The 13,240-nt window shown below is 46.0% G+C and carries 11 protein-coding genes; 2 read left to right on the forward strand and 9 right to left on the reverse strand.

Annotated features, from left to right (window positions below; all coding sequences use genetic code 11):
* Nucleotides 1–719: 719 nt before the first annotated feature.
* The 3 genes from MKY54_RS27150 to deoC form a co-directional block, all read right to left on the reverse strand.
* Nucleotides 720–1,472 (reverse strand): hypothetical protein, encoded by a 753-nt coding sequence (locus tag MKY54_RS27150; protein ID WP_339188540.1) that lies wholly within the window; start codon nt 1,470–1,472, stop codon nt 720–722.
* Nucleotides 1,473–2,000: 528 nt separating this feature from the next.
* On the reverse strand, nt 2,001–3,293 hold the full coding sequence (locus MKY54_RS27155; RefSeq protein WP_036680260.1) for a homocysteine synthase: 1,293 nt from the start codon (nt 3,291–3,293) through the stop codon (nt 2,001–2,003).
* 310 nt (nt 3,294–3,603) lie between these two features.
* Nucleotides 3,604–4,281 carry a deoxyribose-phosphate aldolase gene (gene deoC, locus MKY54_RS27160; protein WP_036680262.1) on the reverse strand — a complete coding sequence of 226 codons (678 nt, stop codon included), beginning with the start codon at nt 4,279–4,281 and terminating at the stop codon, nt 3,604–3,606.
* A gap of 297 nt (nt 4,282–4,578) precedes the next feature.
* Between deoC and MKY54_RS27165 the strand changes: the two genes are divergently transcribed.
* Together MKY54_RS27165 and MKY54_RS27170 are read left to right on the forward strand one after the other, a co-directional pair.
* A complete protein-coding gene (locus tag MKY54_RS27165; protein ID WP_076185444.1) occupies nt 4,579–4,920 on the forward strand; it encodes a hypothetical protein in 342 nt (113 codons plus the stop codon).
* A 10-nt stretch (nt 4,921–4,930) separates the two neighbouring features.
* Nucleotides 4,931–5,923: a ketoacyl-ACP synthase III gene (locus MKY54_RS27170; protein WP_076277142.1), complete on the forward strand. Its 993-nt coding sequence runs from the start codon at nt 4,931–4,933 to the stop codon at nt 5,921–5,923.
* Between the two features lie 417 nt (nt 5,924–6,340).
* Here MKY54_RS27170 and MKY54_RS27175 read toward each other — a convergent pair whose 3' ends face one another.
* From MKY54_RS27175 to MKY54_RS27200, 6 genes are all read right to left on the reverse strand, one after another.
* Nucleotides 6,341–7,174, reverse strand: a complete 834-nt coding sequence (locus MKY54_RS27175; RefSeq protein WP_076128733.1) for a prohibitin family protein — start codon at nt 7,172–7,174, stop codon at nt 6,341–6,343.
* A 105-nt stretch (nt 7,175–7,279) separates the two neighbouring features.
* Nucleotides 7,280–8,053 (reverse strand): hypothetical protein, encoded by a 774-nt coding sequence (locus MKY54_RS27180; protein WP_076219605.1) that lies wholly within the window; start codon nt 8,051–8,053, stop codon nt 7,280–7,282.
* A gap of 192 nt (nt 8,054–8,245) precedes the next feature.
* Entirely contained in the window at nt 8,246–9,244 is a 999-nt protein-coding gene (locus tag MKY54_RS27185; RefSeq protein ID WP_076128737.1) for an LLM class flavin-dependent oxidoreductase, read from the reverse strand.
* A 21-nt stretch (nt 9,245–9,265) separates the two neighbouring features.
* Nucleotides 9,266–9,748, reverse strand: a complete 483-nt coding sequence (locus MKY54_RS27190) for an Rrf2 family transcriptional regulator (protein ID WP_076137019.1) — start codon at nt 9,746–9,748, stop codon at nt 9,266–9,268.
* Nucleotides 9,749–9,936: 188 nt separating this feature from the next.
* On the reverse strand, nt 9,937–11,313 hold the full coding sequence (locus MKY54_RS27195) for a SulP family inorganic anion transporter (RefSeq protein WP_254847764.1): 1,377 nt from the start codon (nt 11,311–11,313) through the stop codon (nt 9,937–9,939).
* 261 nt (nt 11,314–11,574) lie between these two features.
* Nucleotides 11,575–12,651, reverse strand: coding sequence for a bifunctional 3-deoxy-7-phosphoheptulonate synthase/chorismate mutase (locus MKY54_RS27200; protein ID WP_076193656.1), 1,077 nt, complete (start codon nt 12,649–12,651; stop codon nt 11,575–11,577).
* Nucleotides 12,652–13,240: the final 589 nt, after the last annotated feature.

Below are 13,240 nucleotides of genomic sequence, written 5' to 3' on the forward strand. Positions count from 1 at the left end.
CCCTATTCAGCAAGATGCTAATAAAATTCGAGCCTTCACTGTCATTATCCTGTTTATGTAAAATGTAAGGAGAAGCTGGAAACGTATGTGGATGTCCTAAAACTAATGTTGTCTGTAGCTACTGGTGATAGTAGAAAGGATCGGTGCAGATTAGTTTGAGTGCGGAGGTTAAATGCAAAGTATGAATACGACACGATTGATAAGCGTATGATGCAAGTTGCTCGCGTATGTTGCTACTATCGGACTCAGCTGACCCTAATCGCTGATTTTAAACACATTTGGTATTCTAACGGACCCCATTGCAGCTATTGACCTGAAAAGCACCAAATATGTGCCTCTTCCTAACGAATAGTGTCTCTGGTGTCCGAAACCATGCTTAAAAAGCTAAAATCAGGCAAATAGCGTCATCTGGGTCCTTAAGCATCAGGGGGCGGAGGTTGAGTGCGGTGTTTGGGCACATGGTATGAGTACCCGGTGTGAGTACGGCGTTTAAATGCAAAGCATGAGTGCAGATTAGTTTAAGTACGTAGGTTGAGTACAGTATTGAGCACGGAGGTTGAGTATAGTGATTGAGTAAAGGGATATATGTACGCTGTTGAAGCAGGCAGCTAACGACCAAAAAAACAAAGCAACGATTCTCCGATAACCGGATAATCGCTGCTCTGAAGTCTTTTTTCGATTCTTATATGAACTGCACCGTATCGTTCATCAGAAAAAGCTTACTGCCTTCCCCCGGCGGCAGTATCCAGCGTTTCACGCTGCCTGGCGATCCAGATCAGGCAGGCCGCTCTCAGCAGCGCTTCGGTCCGCTGACCGGCGCTGCAAAAGATCCCGCTGAGCCCGATCTGATACAGATCGGCCAAAGCCGACGCCGCCGGTGTCCCCGCGGCGAGCACCACCGCCGCCGGCTTCACGCTCGTCACGGCGGCAAAGATCTTCCCCGCCGCCAGGGCGAATTCCTCCGCGGCGGTCTCTTCCGGCGCGTGCTCGCCCGCCGCGCCGTCCAGCACTAGGAAATCGGCGATACGCGCGATTTCCGCAGCGGCGACAGGCTCCACATCGGGCGCGATCAGCGCCCCGATGCGGCATGCCGCCGCATAAGCGTGGCCGAGTGTCTGATCGGCCACGTCTTCGATGAATTCGCGCTTTGCGGCGAATTCGGCTGCACTTGCGGTGTAGGCGACCAGCAGGTCAAGGCGGCAATCGCCGCCTTGCCGCTGGCTCTCCGCCACCGCAGCGAACAGCGCTTCGAGCTGCGCGTCCTGAAGCGCGGCAAGCTTGGCGGGCTGCGCCACCGCAAGCGACTCTGGATGCAGCAGGGTGACCGCTGCCCATTCGCCATCCGGCGATTCGAGCAGCTCGACAACAGCTGCGCGCAGACGATAAGAGATTCGCTGTAGAAAGCGCGATGTTTGCAGTTCATCCTCACTAGATAACCAGTTCTCATAAAGACAGAACAGCTCTGGTTCCAACAGCCATTCCTCACTCCGTATCAAACAAGGTCCCGCTTGAACAGTCCTTGTTCCTTCCCGTCCAGCAAGACGTTCTTCTCTTCCTTCACGCAGCACTAGGAATGTCGATGGTTCCCCCGGCCGCTTAAAATAAGACCGCTTCAAAGGCTCAATGACATCCCTCTGCTCTACTCCAGCGATAAATTCTGCGGCAGCGGAGGCTACGGATCCAGCTTGGCTCATTTCCATTCCCACAGTCCGATCACCAGCCTTATACATGAACTTGAACGGGCGCTCTTCACTACTCCGCAAACCATCCTGCTGACGTTCACCCTTCATCCTCGCACCCACCCTTTATCTTTGGATTGCTGCCGGTATGCCAAGCTATATAACATAAGCGACCGACATTTCATTACCTACCTCACTTATAAATACGGGAGCCACACCTGAAATATGCAAGCGTTGCCAAATCCGATGAATATTCCAACTTTTTTAGGCAACAAAAAAAGCATTACCGCAGAGCAGTAATGCTTTTCGAAATATAAACTTCTATTGTTGACTGGCAGCAATAGCTTGCTCCAGATCATAGATAATATCATCAATGGACTCCGTCCCGATCGACAAACGCAGCAATTCCGGCGTTACTCCGGCTGTGATTTGCTCTTCATCCGACAGCTGTGCATGAGTTGTGCTCGCTGGGTGGATGATCAATGACTTGGAATCCCCAACATTCGCTAAATGAGAGAACAGCTTCACATTCTCAATCAGCTTACGTCCCGCAGCACTTCCACCTTTAATACCAAAAGTAAGGATCGCACCTTGGCCTTTAGGCAAATACTTTTGCGCTAATTCATGAGATGGATGCGTAGGAAGTCCCGAATAACTTACCCATTCCACATCTGAATGTGCCTCCAAATATTGCGCTACCTTCAGCGCATTCTGGCTATGACGTTCCATCCGCAAATGAAGAGTCTCCAGACCTTGCAGCAGCATCCAAGAGTTGAACGGAGAAATCGCCGCCCCTAAATCGCGAAGCAATTGAACGCGGGCTTTAATAATATAAGCAATCGGGCCCACCGCTTCCGTATAAACCACTCCATGATAGCTTGGATCTGGCTCCGTAAGACCTGGGAATTTACCGCTTGCCTTCCAATCAAATTTACCGCCGTCAACAATAATCCCGCCAATGGATGTACCATGTCCGCCGATGAATTTGGTTGCCGAATGGACAACAATGTCCGCGCCATGCTCTATCGGACGCAATAAATATGGACTTGGGAACGTATTGTCTACGATGAGAGGAATCCCATGTTCATGGGCGATCGCTGCAACTGCCGCAATATCCAGAACATTTCCCTGTGGGTTGCCGATTGTTTCTGCATACAAGGCTTTGGTCTTATCTGTAATCGCAGCACGGAAGTTCTCAGGATTATCCGAATCTACGAAATGTACCTTAATACCAAGCTTAGGCAGTGTTGTCGAAAATAGATTATAAGTCCCGCCATATAGGCTTGCTGCAGATACAATTTCATCCCCAGCGCCCGCAATATTTAGAATGGAAAAGGAAATAGCCGCTGCCCCGGAAGCTGTAGCAAGCGCACCTGCCCCGCCCTCAAGTGCTGCCACACGCTGTTCAAATACATCCGTAGTTGGGTTCATCAGCCGAGTATAAATATTACCGAATTCTTTAAGCGCGAACAGATCCGCTGCATGATCAGCATCACGGAACCCGTAGGAAGTGGTCTGATAAAGCGGTACAGCACGTGAGAAAGTAGTTGGATCAATTTCCTGGCCTGCATGGACAGCCAAAGTTTCAAACGACAGCTTGCGATCTTCTGACATAGGTATTTCCTCCCCTATAATTAAGTATAGAAATGATTAACAATTTTGAATTGTACCCATTCTCTCACAAACCACGTCATTTGAAAAGAAAAAAATCTCATTATTCCGGTGTGAATTATTGTACTTTGGTCAAATGCTTCTGCTAGTGTCCTCTACCTACTGGATAACGCTTTCAATATAAATTATAAAAACCTCAAACTTATGTATAAAACACAATCGCTAATCAAGCTGATCGGTTAATAGCTTGAATCAGGACAGCGGCGAATGAGCTTGTCCTCCTCACTCGCCGCTTCCGATTCAGCCCTTCGGCTTAGTAATTGCTTTGGCTTGTTTCGCCTTTAGCAATCGCTACACCACCGCTAGTTCCAATACGGCTTGCACCTGCTTGTACCATTACATGTGCATCTTCTGCACTACGTACACCACCGGAAGCTTTTACACCGATATTAGGTCCAACTGTAGCACGCATAAGCGCGATATCTTCTTTCGTTGCCCCGCCTGTAGAGAATCCAGTGGATGTTTTTACGTAATCTGCTCCGGCCTCAACAGATAGCTTGCAGGCACGAACTTTTTCTTCTTCCGTTAACAGACAAGCCTCAATGATGACTTTTGTCAGGGCTTTGCCGCGCGCTGCATCTACAACAGCTGCAATATCACGTTTAACCAACTCATCGTTGCCATCTTTTAATGCTCCGATATTGATGACCATATCCACCTCGCCTGCACCTTTAGCGATAGCATCGGTAGTCTCGAATGCTTTGCTCTCTGTTGTCGATGATCCCAGCGGGAAGCCGATTACTGTACATACTTTAACCTCAGGCGTATCTTTCAGCACTTCATGGGCAGTAGCTACCCAAGCAGGGTTTACGCAAACAGAAGCAAACTTATAAGTTTTAGCTTCCTCCGCCAATTTAATAATGTCTTCTTTCCGTGCATCTGCTTTAAGCAGTGTATGATCAATGATCCCCGATAGTGTAATTTCGCTCATTTTTATTATTCCTCCATGATTTGGATAGTAGTTTTTTTCATCTCTGTAATCATACCAATAGAACTGTGCTTTGCAAAGCAAACAGGGTGGGCATGCCTACCTCAAACCTTAATTTGTGCAGATTTTATGGATTTTAAGTAGTTTCTCATTCCCTAAATTATCTTTTTAAAAAAATAAAGGTTTAATCCCCTAAACTTTCCCAATTAAAAATACGATAATAGTCTTAGATAAATAGGTTTTTTTATCCTATTCATCAAAATTTTTCTTAGATAAAACTTAGGAGGAGATTAATCAAAAATGGGAAACTTCAATTTCGCCACAAATGCTACAGATCAAAAACTGAATGTACAAGTCGAAGGAACTATGTCGCCAGAAGATGCAGGACGTTTCATTAATGAGTACAACCAAATCATAAGTGCATTCGACCCCAAACAATATGAGATCATCCTAGATTGCAAGACATTGAATGTATCCTCAAAGGACACACTTCCCATGCTTGAGCAATGCTACATACTGTACAAACAATCCGGATTTAAAAAAGTAACCTTTATTATTGCCAAAAGCCCTGTCCTAAAAATGCAGTTAAGCCGAGTGGCACGGGCAACGAAATTAGAAAATTACGAAATTATTGAAGCATAGGAGGCGCCACTTGGGACATATAGCGATTCGCCAAGCTGCTTATTACCACCCAGAGCATATCGTAGATAACGAATATTATCTGAAGCATTTTCAGAGTATGGGCAAGGACATCAAACGATTCCTAGAAGTCATGGGTCGCGACCGGAGATACATCGTAAAAGAACAGGGTGAAAATGCTCTGACGATGGGATTAAAGGCTGCCCAAAAAGTGCTTAGCGAAGCGAATTTGCAAGGTGAGGATATGGACATGATCATGTTCGCTTCACAGACGCCAGAGTACACCTATCCTACCAATGCACTTCTCCTACACCGTATGCTTCAAGGTAAACACCGGACCATTACGCAGGATTCCAATGCTAACTGCGCAGGAATGGTCTCCGCCGTGGAGCAGACAAGTCGTTATATGCAAGCCAATCCCAGCATCAGGTACGCACTCGTTGTAGGAAGCGACTACAGCTCAGTGAACTGCAATACAGATGATGAAATTACTTACCCTAACTTTGGGGACGCCGCAGCAGCAGTGATTCTAGAGCGCAGCAGTGAGCATGCAGGCTTCATAGATTCCCTTTATTACACCGATTCTGAAGGCTCCGAGAATATTATGTTCCCTGCCTGCGGCCTGTCGAATATTTATCAAGAGGGTATGACCCCAGAGCAGATTCGGATACGGTGGACCCCTTTTGACGGTACAGTGTGTGTGGATGCGGCTATAGCGGATATGAAGGAGCTTCTCTCACGCAACGGTCTGACTACGGATGATATCTCTGCATTCTGCCTTTCACAATTCTCACTGAAAAATATCGAGCTCATCCAAATCGGACTTGGGCTAACCGCAGAAAAGTTCATTTATGTAGGCGACGAGTTCGGCTACACAGCCACAAGCAGTCCTTTTATCGCCTTTCAACGCGGAGTCGAGGACGGACGAATCAAACGTGGCGATTATGTCTTCTTTTGGTCAGTTGGCGCTGGCTGGCAAATTCCTACGATGCTTTATCAATATTAATAGCATAAAAAGCCCTACTTCTATAGAAGTAGGGCTTTTTCATCAGAGGAGCAGTTGTTGATACACTATGGGCTGTCCTTATTGCCAAACCCGGAATTATATAAGGTAAAATAGGGAGAATTATTGCGTACGAGCCACTATCGGACTCAGCTGACCTTATAGGCAGCATAATTGCACATTTGGGAAACTATCGGACCCCATAGCCGCTATTGGCATAAAAAACACCAAATCCGAACCTCTACCTAATGGATAGCGCCACTGGAGTCCGAAGCCATGCTCCTAAGCCTTAAAACTTACAAATAACATCTTCTGAGTCCGTAAGCGTAAAGGGATAATAAATACTCTGTTGAAGCAGACAGCTACGATCTCAATCACAGAACAGCAAATTGTGAAATAAATCAGAAACCCAATAATGAATTATTTAGTCAGGGATTGAACATCCACAAAAGGTGTGGCTCCCCCTGTTACAGATGGCAACACACCGTTCCATTTTTCCAGCGCTTTCTCCTGAACTTCAATTTGCTTCAGCTGCACCAGCTCAGGTGTAACCTCTTGCTTCTTAAGTCTTAAAGATTCAGCCTCTGCTTGCGCCTGGGCGATTTTTTGCTTCGCTTCAATTTCAATCCGCCGGAGATCATTTTCGGCCTTCAATGCCTGCTGCTGGGCGACCTGCTTTGCTTCAATCGACTGGTTAAATGCCTCCGAGAATTTAAAGTTAACGATGTTAATATCGTTGACGATCAGGTCATATTTTGCCAGCCTAGCGGTTAAGTGCTCACTAATCTCACTCGACACTACATCACGACGCGTAATCAAATCCTCTGCTGGATATTTGGCTGTCACTTCTTTAACGATTTCTTGAATGGCCGGATTGATAATTACACTATCAAAATTACCTCCGATATTGTTCATCAGATTAAAGGCGGAAGCCTTATTTACGGAATAGTTCACCGCCACATGTGTGGACACGGGCTGAAGATCTTTTGAAGAGGCTGAAGTATCGGTCTCCGCCTTCGTTACCTGTGTATTGACCTGAATCACCGTCTGAATAAATGGAATTTTAAAATGAATGCCGGGTGACAATGTATTGTCATTTAATTTACCAAAGGTTTTGTATAAACCTACATGCCCATATTCCACAGATACAAAAGAGTTCGCGCCGATCAACAATACAATAAGCACCGCTGCAATACCGGTGACTATTTTTCCCGGACGCAGCTGTTTCAATTTCGGATTCATTTGCATATTCATCCAATACCCCTCCTAGATTATGGATAATCATTCAAGCTTAACCGTCTATACGGAGGTTTAGGGTAAATGGTCGCAGGAAATATTTCAACAGCAGTGGTCATGGCGTTACCGCTCTGGAATCAGTCCTTCTACGGTCAACCGGAATTTCTTGCTCTGCTTGTCCCCGATATTAGAAGCTTCATATATTCCTTCATCCGTTAGCACCACTGAGTCCGCCTTTAAAGCATCATTAACAAAAGTTATCTCAGCGTGATCAACATTCCAGCGGTAAATATAGGCACTCATCGGATTTCCATGTGCGGCTACACCCTCAAAAGATCCATCCTGATCAACATCCAGCTCTTTGGAATGTCCGGTATCAATTTGCAGCAAACCCGAGGGGTTACCGCTCTCGTCGATTAAATAATAGTTACTGAGCGAGTTATTTGCTCCTAATCCTCCGGTGATTTTCAACACCTTTTCGCTAAATAGCCGCACTACTTCTACCTTGATATCCTCCGGTTGACGATAATTATAAGTTCCTATCGCCCCTAGACTGTATTGTCCTTTGGAAGTAGAAGTTCTGGCATACACATAGTCTTCGTCACTAGCCATCGTATACACACTCACTTTGAGTCCTCCAAAATCCTCCAGCTTCTTCTCTGTAATCAAAGTAGCGCCTGTGGGTGGAGCACTTAGTTGAGAGACTATGGGCATTGTATCCACCAGGTTCCACTCCAGCTTAATGAGGTTAGCAGCGGTGTTTGTTGGCTTCGGTCTTGAGGTGTGGTAGTCGTTAGCCGATTGAGCGGGGGATGGGTCCACCTGATGTTGGCAACCTGCCAGTAGATTCATTAGAAGCAAGGCTGTCAGCGTAACGGATTTATGTAAAGGAAACATCCTTGATCACTTCCTAACCTCTTTTTAAAAATAAATCTTTCACTAATCATAGATGAAGTTAGGCATTCAAATGTTACTTTTAGGAGGCGGGAGGGTTAATTTATTGTCTTTTGAGGGTATGCGCCGATCAAACAGCTAAATTGGCATACAAAAAACCCGCATGAAATGCGGGTTAAGGTTAGCTATCCAGAATCAAGAGCCTAGCAGTTCACGCGCCAGTAGCCGGTAAACCTCTAGCCGTTTCTCCTGCGAATGTGGGATGCTGCATATCATTGCTTCTTGGAATCCATATTGTGCTTGTTCTTCTTGCAAACGTACGGCGATGTCTTTAACCGCACCAACTAAATGAATCTTGCGCCCTTCCTTGATTGACATCCGGTCAATTTCCGATAGCGAAATGTTCTGAGCTTCTTCTGGTGTCAGCACCTGAGTAATCCGGCCCTTACTCATCATCAACCGAAAAATATCCTGCGGCAATGCTTCATACTCAGCCTCTTCCTTCGTTTCTGCTGTGGTCACCATATAGGATACACTGATCTCTGGTTTGTCCATAAAGATAGAAGGCTGGTAGTTATTCCGGTAATGGTCCAAGATCTCATTACTCATCGCACCATTAAAAAATTGTGCGAAGGAGTATCCGACTCCCATTTGTGCAGCTTTTCGCGCACTATTGCCGCTCGAGCCTAACAACCATACTTCAGGGAGCGCCACCTTCGTTGGAGCAGCGAGATTTTTGGCATATAGCTCATCTTCCGGAATCTGATCACTAAGCAGCTGCATGGTAATGCCAAGCTTGTCATACATATTATGCAGCATTAACTCACGGCCTTCAGATAAAGCGTACATGGCGCTTGTATCGCCACCAGGAGCTCGTCCCACACCAAAATCAATTCTCCCCGGGGAAAAAGCACTTAACGTTTTAAATACTTCCGCCAGCTTAAGCGGAGAATAATGCATCATCATTACACCGCCGGTGCCGATTCGAATACGGTTGGTCTTGGCGGCTAAACGGGCAGCCGTTACTTCCGGAGCTGAGCTAGCAAATGTATTTCCGCCATGGTGCTCTGCCATCCACATTCTGCTATATCCCAGCTCATCTGCTAAAATGGCGAGTTCTTCTGCTTTATTCAGGGCACCTTCCGCAGTGTTGCCGCTTGTCACGGGTGCCTGATCCAATATGCTTAATCTCATGCGAATACATCCCTTCTTTGGTTAGATGACCATTTTATTACTGACCCATTCCTCTAGGGCTGCAATCTTATCTTTAAAGCGTTCACCACGCATTTCCTCCGACAACGAAGCAATAGTCTCCCGCTTTAATACGGCTTTCCAAGAGGATTCAGCTTCTTCCATCAGATTCGATAACAGGCAGCAGCTGTCTTCTTTTTCTAAATCCAACATATCTACCAGAATACCATTCGATGAATACAGCGACTGCTGGCCTTCCACCGCGAGGTAAACGTCATATACACGAATATCTTCAGGGCTTTTCTTTAATTTAAAACCGCCTTTAATGCCGGGAACAGACGTGATGATGTCTGCGGTTACCAGCTTTCTTAACAGTTTCTGAAAATAGGTCGCCGATGCTCCGAGCTGCTGGCTAATCGCTTCCCCAGACAACACCGCCTTATCCGGCAGCATGTTGAGTAGAACCAGTGCATATACCGACTGTTCTACCCCTGTTTTCATATGCATGTACAGCACCTCGATTTACGTAAATAGCTTGATTCAAACTGTAGATAATACCATCCGCGTATAAAGCGGATAAACATTATCCACTTTATATTTTATATTATTTTAAACCCAAAGTAAAACCTTGCTGGCCTTTCTTTCAGTTAATATCTGCTATAAAAAAAAGATCGCGCATATAGCGCAATCTTTTTTCATATGGATAATCCCACCCGCTGAACCAGCTGTGAGCTCTGGTCATTAAGTCCGGTAATGGTGACTTTTTTACCATGCTCGGCGTATTTGCTCATCGTCTTCGCTATGGCATGGACAGCGGATTGGTCCCACACATGGGAGTGTGAAAAATCGATAATAATATGATCCGGATCGCTATCGTAGGCGAATTCATGAATGAAGTGGCTTGTCGTGCCGAAGAACAACTGGCCGGATACCGCATATGTTTTGGAAGAGGTTGCTTCCTGAACAGTTAGGCGGATCGAAGCTATTTTCCAAGCAAACGTTAAAGCACTTAGCAGAACTCCAAACAAAACCCCAATAGAAAGGTTGTCCGTAACCACCACAGTGACCACCGTCACAATCATAACCAGCGCATCGCTTAGCGGAACACGGGTTAAAGTTTTGAGTGAGCCCCATTCAAAGGTGCTGATACAGACCATTATCATTACGCCGACGAGCGCACCCATCGGGATCTGCTTCACCACATCGCCAAGTACGATAATTAAGAATAATAAAAAGATCCCTGATACAAACGTGGACAGACGCGTGCGTCCTCCTGACTTCATGTTAACCATCGATTGGCCAATCATCGCACAGCCTGCCATCCCTCCGAAAAAACCAGTGACTACATTCGCAAGCCCCTGTCCCTTCGCCTCTCTGTTCTTATCACTACCTGTGCCCGTAATATCATCTATTAAGGTGGCAGTCATCAGGGATTCCAATAGCCCAACTACGGCCAGCGAAAGTGAATATGGCAAAATAATAAGCAGCGTATCCAGCGTGAACGGGATTTGCGGGAGATGGAATAGTGGCAAAGTTGCTGTAATATTCCCCATATCGCCTACGGTTCTTACGTCCAGATGAAGAGCGATACTAAGAACAGAAACAATAACAATCGCTACAAGTGCTGAAGGTACGGCTTTGGTAAACCGAGGAACCGTGTAGATAATAAGCAAGGTCAGAGCTACCAGTCCGTACATCACCCAGCCTTGTCCTTTAAAATGGGTAAGCTGTGCCATAAAAATCAGTATCGCCAGCGCGTTGACAAAACCCGTCATGACCGGCTGTGGCAAAAACGTGATAAACCGCCCCAGCTTTAGCATCCCCATCAATATCTGAAACACGCCAGCCAATACAGTTGCCGCGAACAGATACTCTATTCCGTGTTCTAGTACGAGACTTCCGACTAACAGAGCCATAGCTCCCGTAGCCGCCGAGATCATTCCGGGTCTGCCTCCGGCAAGTGCCGTTACAATCGCAATGCAAAAAGAGGCATATAAACCAACCATCGGACTTACTCCCGCCAGGATCGAAAAAGCGATCGCTTCAGGAATCAGCGCAACGGCTACGGTCATCCCCGATAAAATATCGGTTCGAGTGTTAGAAAACCACCCATTATTTAAGGTAAGCTGCTTCAAAATCTATTTTCCTCCTGTGACTATTAAAATGTGTGGATCTTTTGTCAGAAAAGACCCGGGGCCGGTGCAACGCTAATGTTGCTTATTGTACTCGACCCACCTTCACCTTCACAAAAAGATTAGTTAGACTTGTAAGCGCTTATACACCTCATTTTCTAGCGAATCCTTAAAATATCATGCAAATTCTATATTTCTAGATTACCGGTACAATCCGGAAGCTTTCACTTCATTAAAGAAGGTGTTGAATTCATCAATGTTCAGCTGCTGAGCGGCATCAGACAATGCGGTTGCAGGATCAGGATGCACTTCCACCATAATGCCGTCAGCTCCAGCTGCGAGTGCGGCTTTCGCACATGGAATAAGGATGTCTTTGCGGCCTGTCGAGTGAGTTACATCAACCAATACTGGCAAATGACATTCCTGTTTGAGAATTGGCACTGCTGAGATATCAAGCGTGTTGCGGGTCGCTTTTTCATAGGTACGAATTCCACGTTCAATCAGCATGATCTGTGTGTTTCCACGAGACATGATGTATTCCGCTGCATGGATGAATTCATCGAGTGTGGCAGCCAATCCACGTTTCAGCAGTACCGGCTTGTCGACTTCTCCGACCGCTTTTAGCAGCTCGAAATTATGCATATTACGTGCACCGATCTGGATGATATCCACATAATCAAGTGACTCTTCAATATGTCTTGGATCTACAATTTCGCTGATGGTCAGCAGTCCATATTCATTTGCTGCTTCTCGTAATATTCTCAAACCGTCCATTCCCAGTCCTTGGAAATCATAAGGTGAAGTCCGAGGCTTGAAGGCACCGCCACGCATTACACGTACTCCGGCTTTTTGCAGGGCGGCAGCTACGGTACGAGTCTGCAGTTCACTTTCCACGGAGCAAGGACCGGCTACCATCAGTGAAGAAGGACCGCCAACCGTTACATCTCCCGGCAGAACAATCACTGTATCCTCTTTGTGGCTCTTGCGGGCTACCAGTAAAGTTTTTTTATGATCATCTGTTTGTAAGTCCAGAGAAGCTGAGAAAATTTGTTTGAAGAGGCTACGGATCGTCCCGTTAGTGAAAGGGCCTTTGTTGCTCGCTACGAGCTTATCCAGCATCTGTTTTTCCCGTTCTGGATCAAATTTAGGGACACCTTGTTTTTCTTTAACTCCTCCAATCTCCTGAACAATCTTAGCCCGCTCGGAGATCAGCTCCAGCAATTGCCCATTAATTTCATCCAGACGACCTCTAAGAACATCCAATTCCACGTTACTCATTACCCTTCCACTCCCTCTTTTTGTTATAATTTGGAACACAAAAAGGCCCCCCGTCGCAAGGGACGAGGAGCCGTGGTACCACCCTTATTTAGAATTAACCCGAATACTAGCACAAAGGAATAGAATCTCATGTTCCCCTGACTAAGAATTAATTCTGTCTTTCACCCGGTAACGCGGGGCGCGGGCCTCCCTACTCATACCTGCCACAACCTGTGACAAACTACTTCAGGGGCCGACTCGGAAGTGAACTTCGGCATTAATCGTCTCATGAGGGTGCTCTCAGTCTCCGGCACGCCTTCCCTGTTAAGATCCGCTATAATGCTTACTCTCTTCGTCATAGTCCTTATCTATGTCAGCGCGGCTTTTGCGCTGGTTTCTGCTATCTTAATCAAAAAACGTCCCCGATGCAAGATAATAATGGAACGCAGAGTAGCTTTAACGCAATAAATTTTTTTGACTGATCCATACCCATTATCTATCCTATTCCAACCTGGCAATTACGGTTCCAATTCCTTCAAGCTGTATTGTTTGACAGCGATAATTGAATTGTTTACAATTTAATTATTATAAATATTTCCTGTTCTTTTTC

Source organism: Paenibacillus sp. FSL P2-0121 (genome assembly GCF_037975345.1).
GTDB lineage: Bacteria > Bacillota > Bacilli > Paenibacillales > Paenibacillaceae > Paenibacillus_AQ > Paenibacillus_AQ odorifer.

What these genes read in the sequence shown, in the direction of transcription:
- MKY54_RS27200 (WP_076193656.1), bottom strand. Translation starts at nt 12,651, where the DNA reads ATGAGTAACGTGGAATTGGATGTTCTTAGAGGTCGTCTGGATGAAATT.
- MKY54_RS27190 (WP_076137019.1), bottom strand. Translation starts at nt 9,748, where the DNA reads ATGCATATGAAAACAGGGGTAGAACAGTCGGTATATGCACTGGTTCTA.
- MKY54_RS27155 (WP_036680260.1), bottom strand. Translation starts at nt 3,293, where the DNA reads ATGTCAGAAGATCGCAAGCTGTCGTTTGAAACTTTGGCTGTCCATGCA.
- MKY54_RS27185 (WP_076128737.1), bottom strand. Translation starts at nt 9,244, where the DNA reads ATGAGATTAAGCATATTGGATCAGGCACCCGTGACAAGCGGCAACACT.
- MKY54_RS27195 (WP_254847764.1), bottom strand. Translation starts at nt 11,313, where the DNA reads ATGACCGTAGCCGTTGCGCTGATTCCTGAAGCGATCGCTTTTTCGATC.
- MKY54_RS27180 (WP_076219605.1), bottom strand. Translation starts at nt 8,053, where the DNA reads ATGTTTCCTTTACATAAATCCGTTACGCTGACAGCCTTGCTTCTAATG.
- MKY54_RS27165 (WP_076185444.1), top strand. Translation starts at nt 4,579, where the DNA reads ATGGGAAACTTCAATTTCGCCACAAATGCTACAGATCAAAAACTGAAT.
- MKY54_RS27175 (WP_076128733.1), bottom strand. Translation starts at nt 7,174, where the DNA reads ATGAATATGCAAATGAATCCGAAATTGAAACAGCTGCGTCCGGGAAAA.
- deoC (WP_036680262.1), bottom strand. Translation starts at nt 4,281, where the DNA reads ATGAGCGAAATTACACTATCGGGGATCATTGATCATACACTGCTTAAA.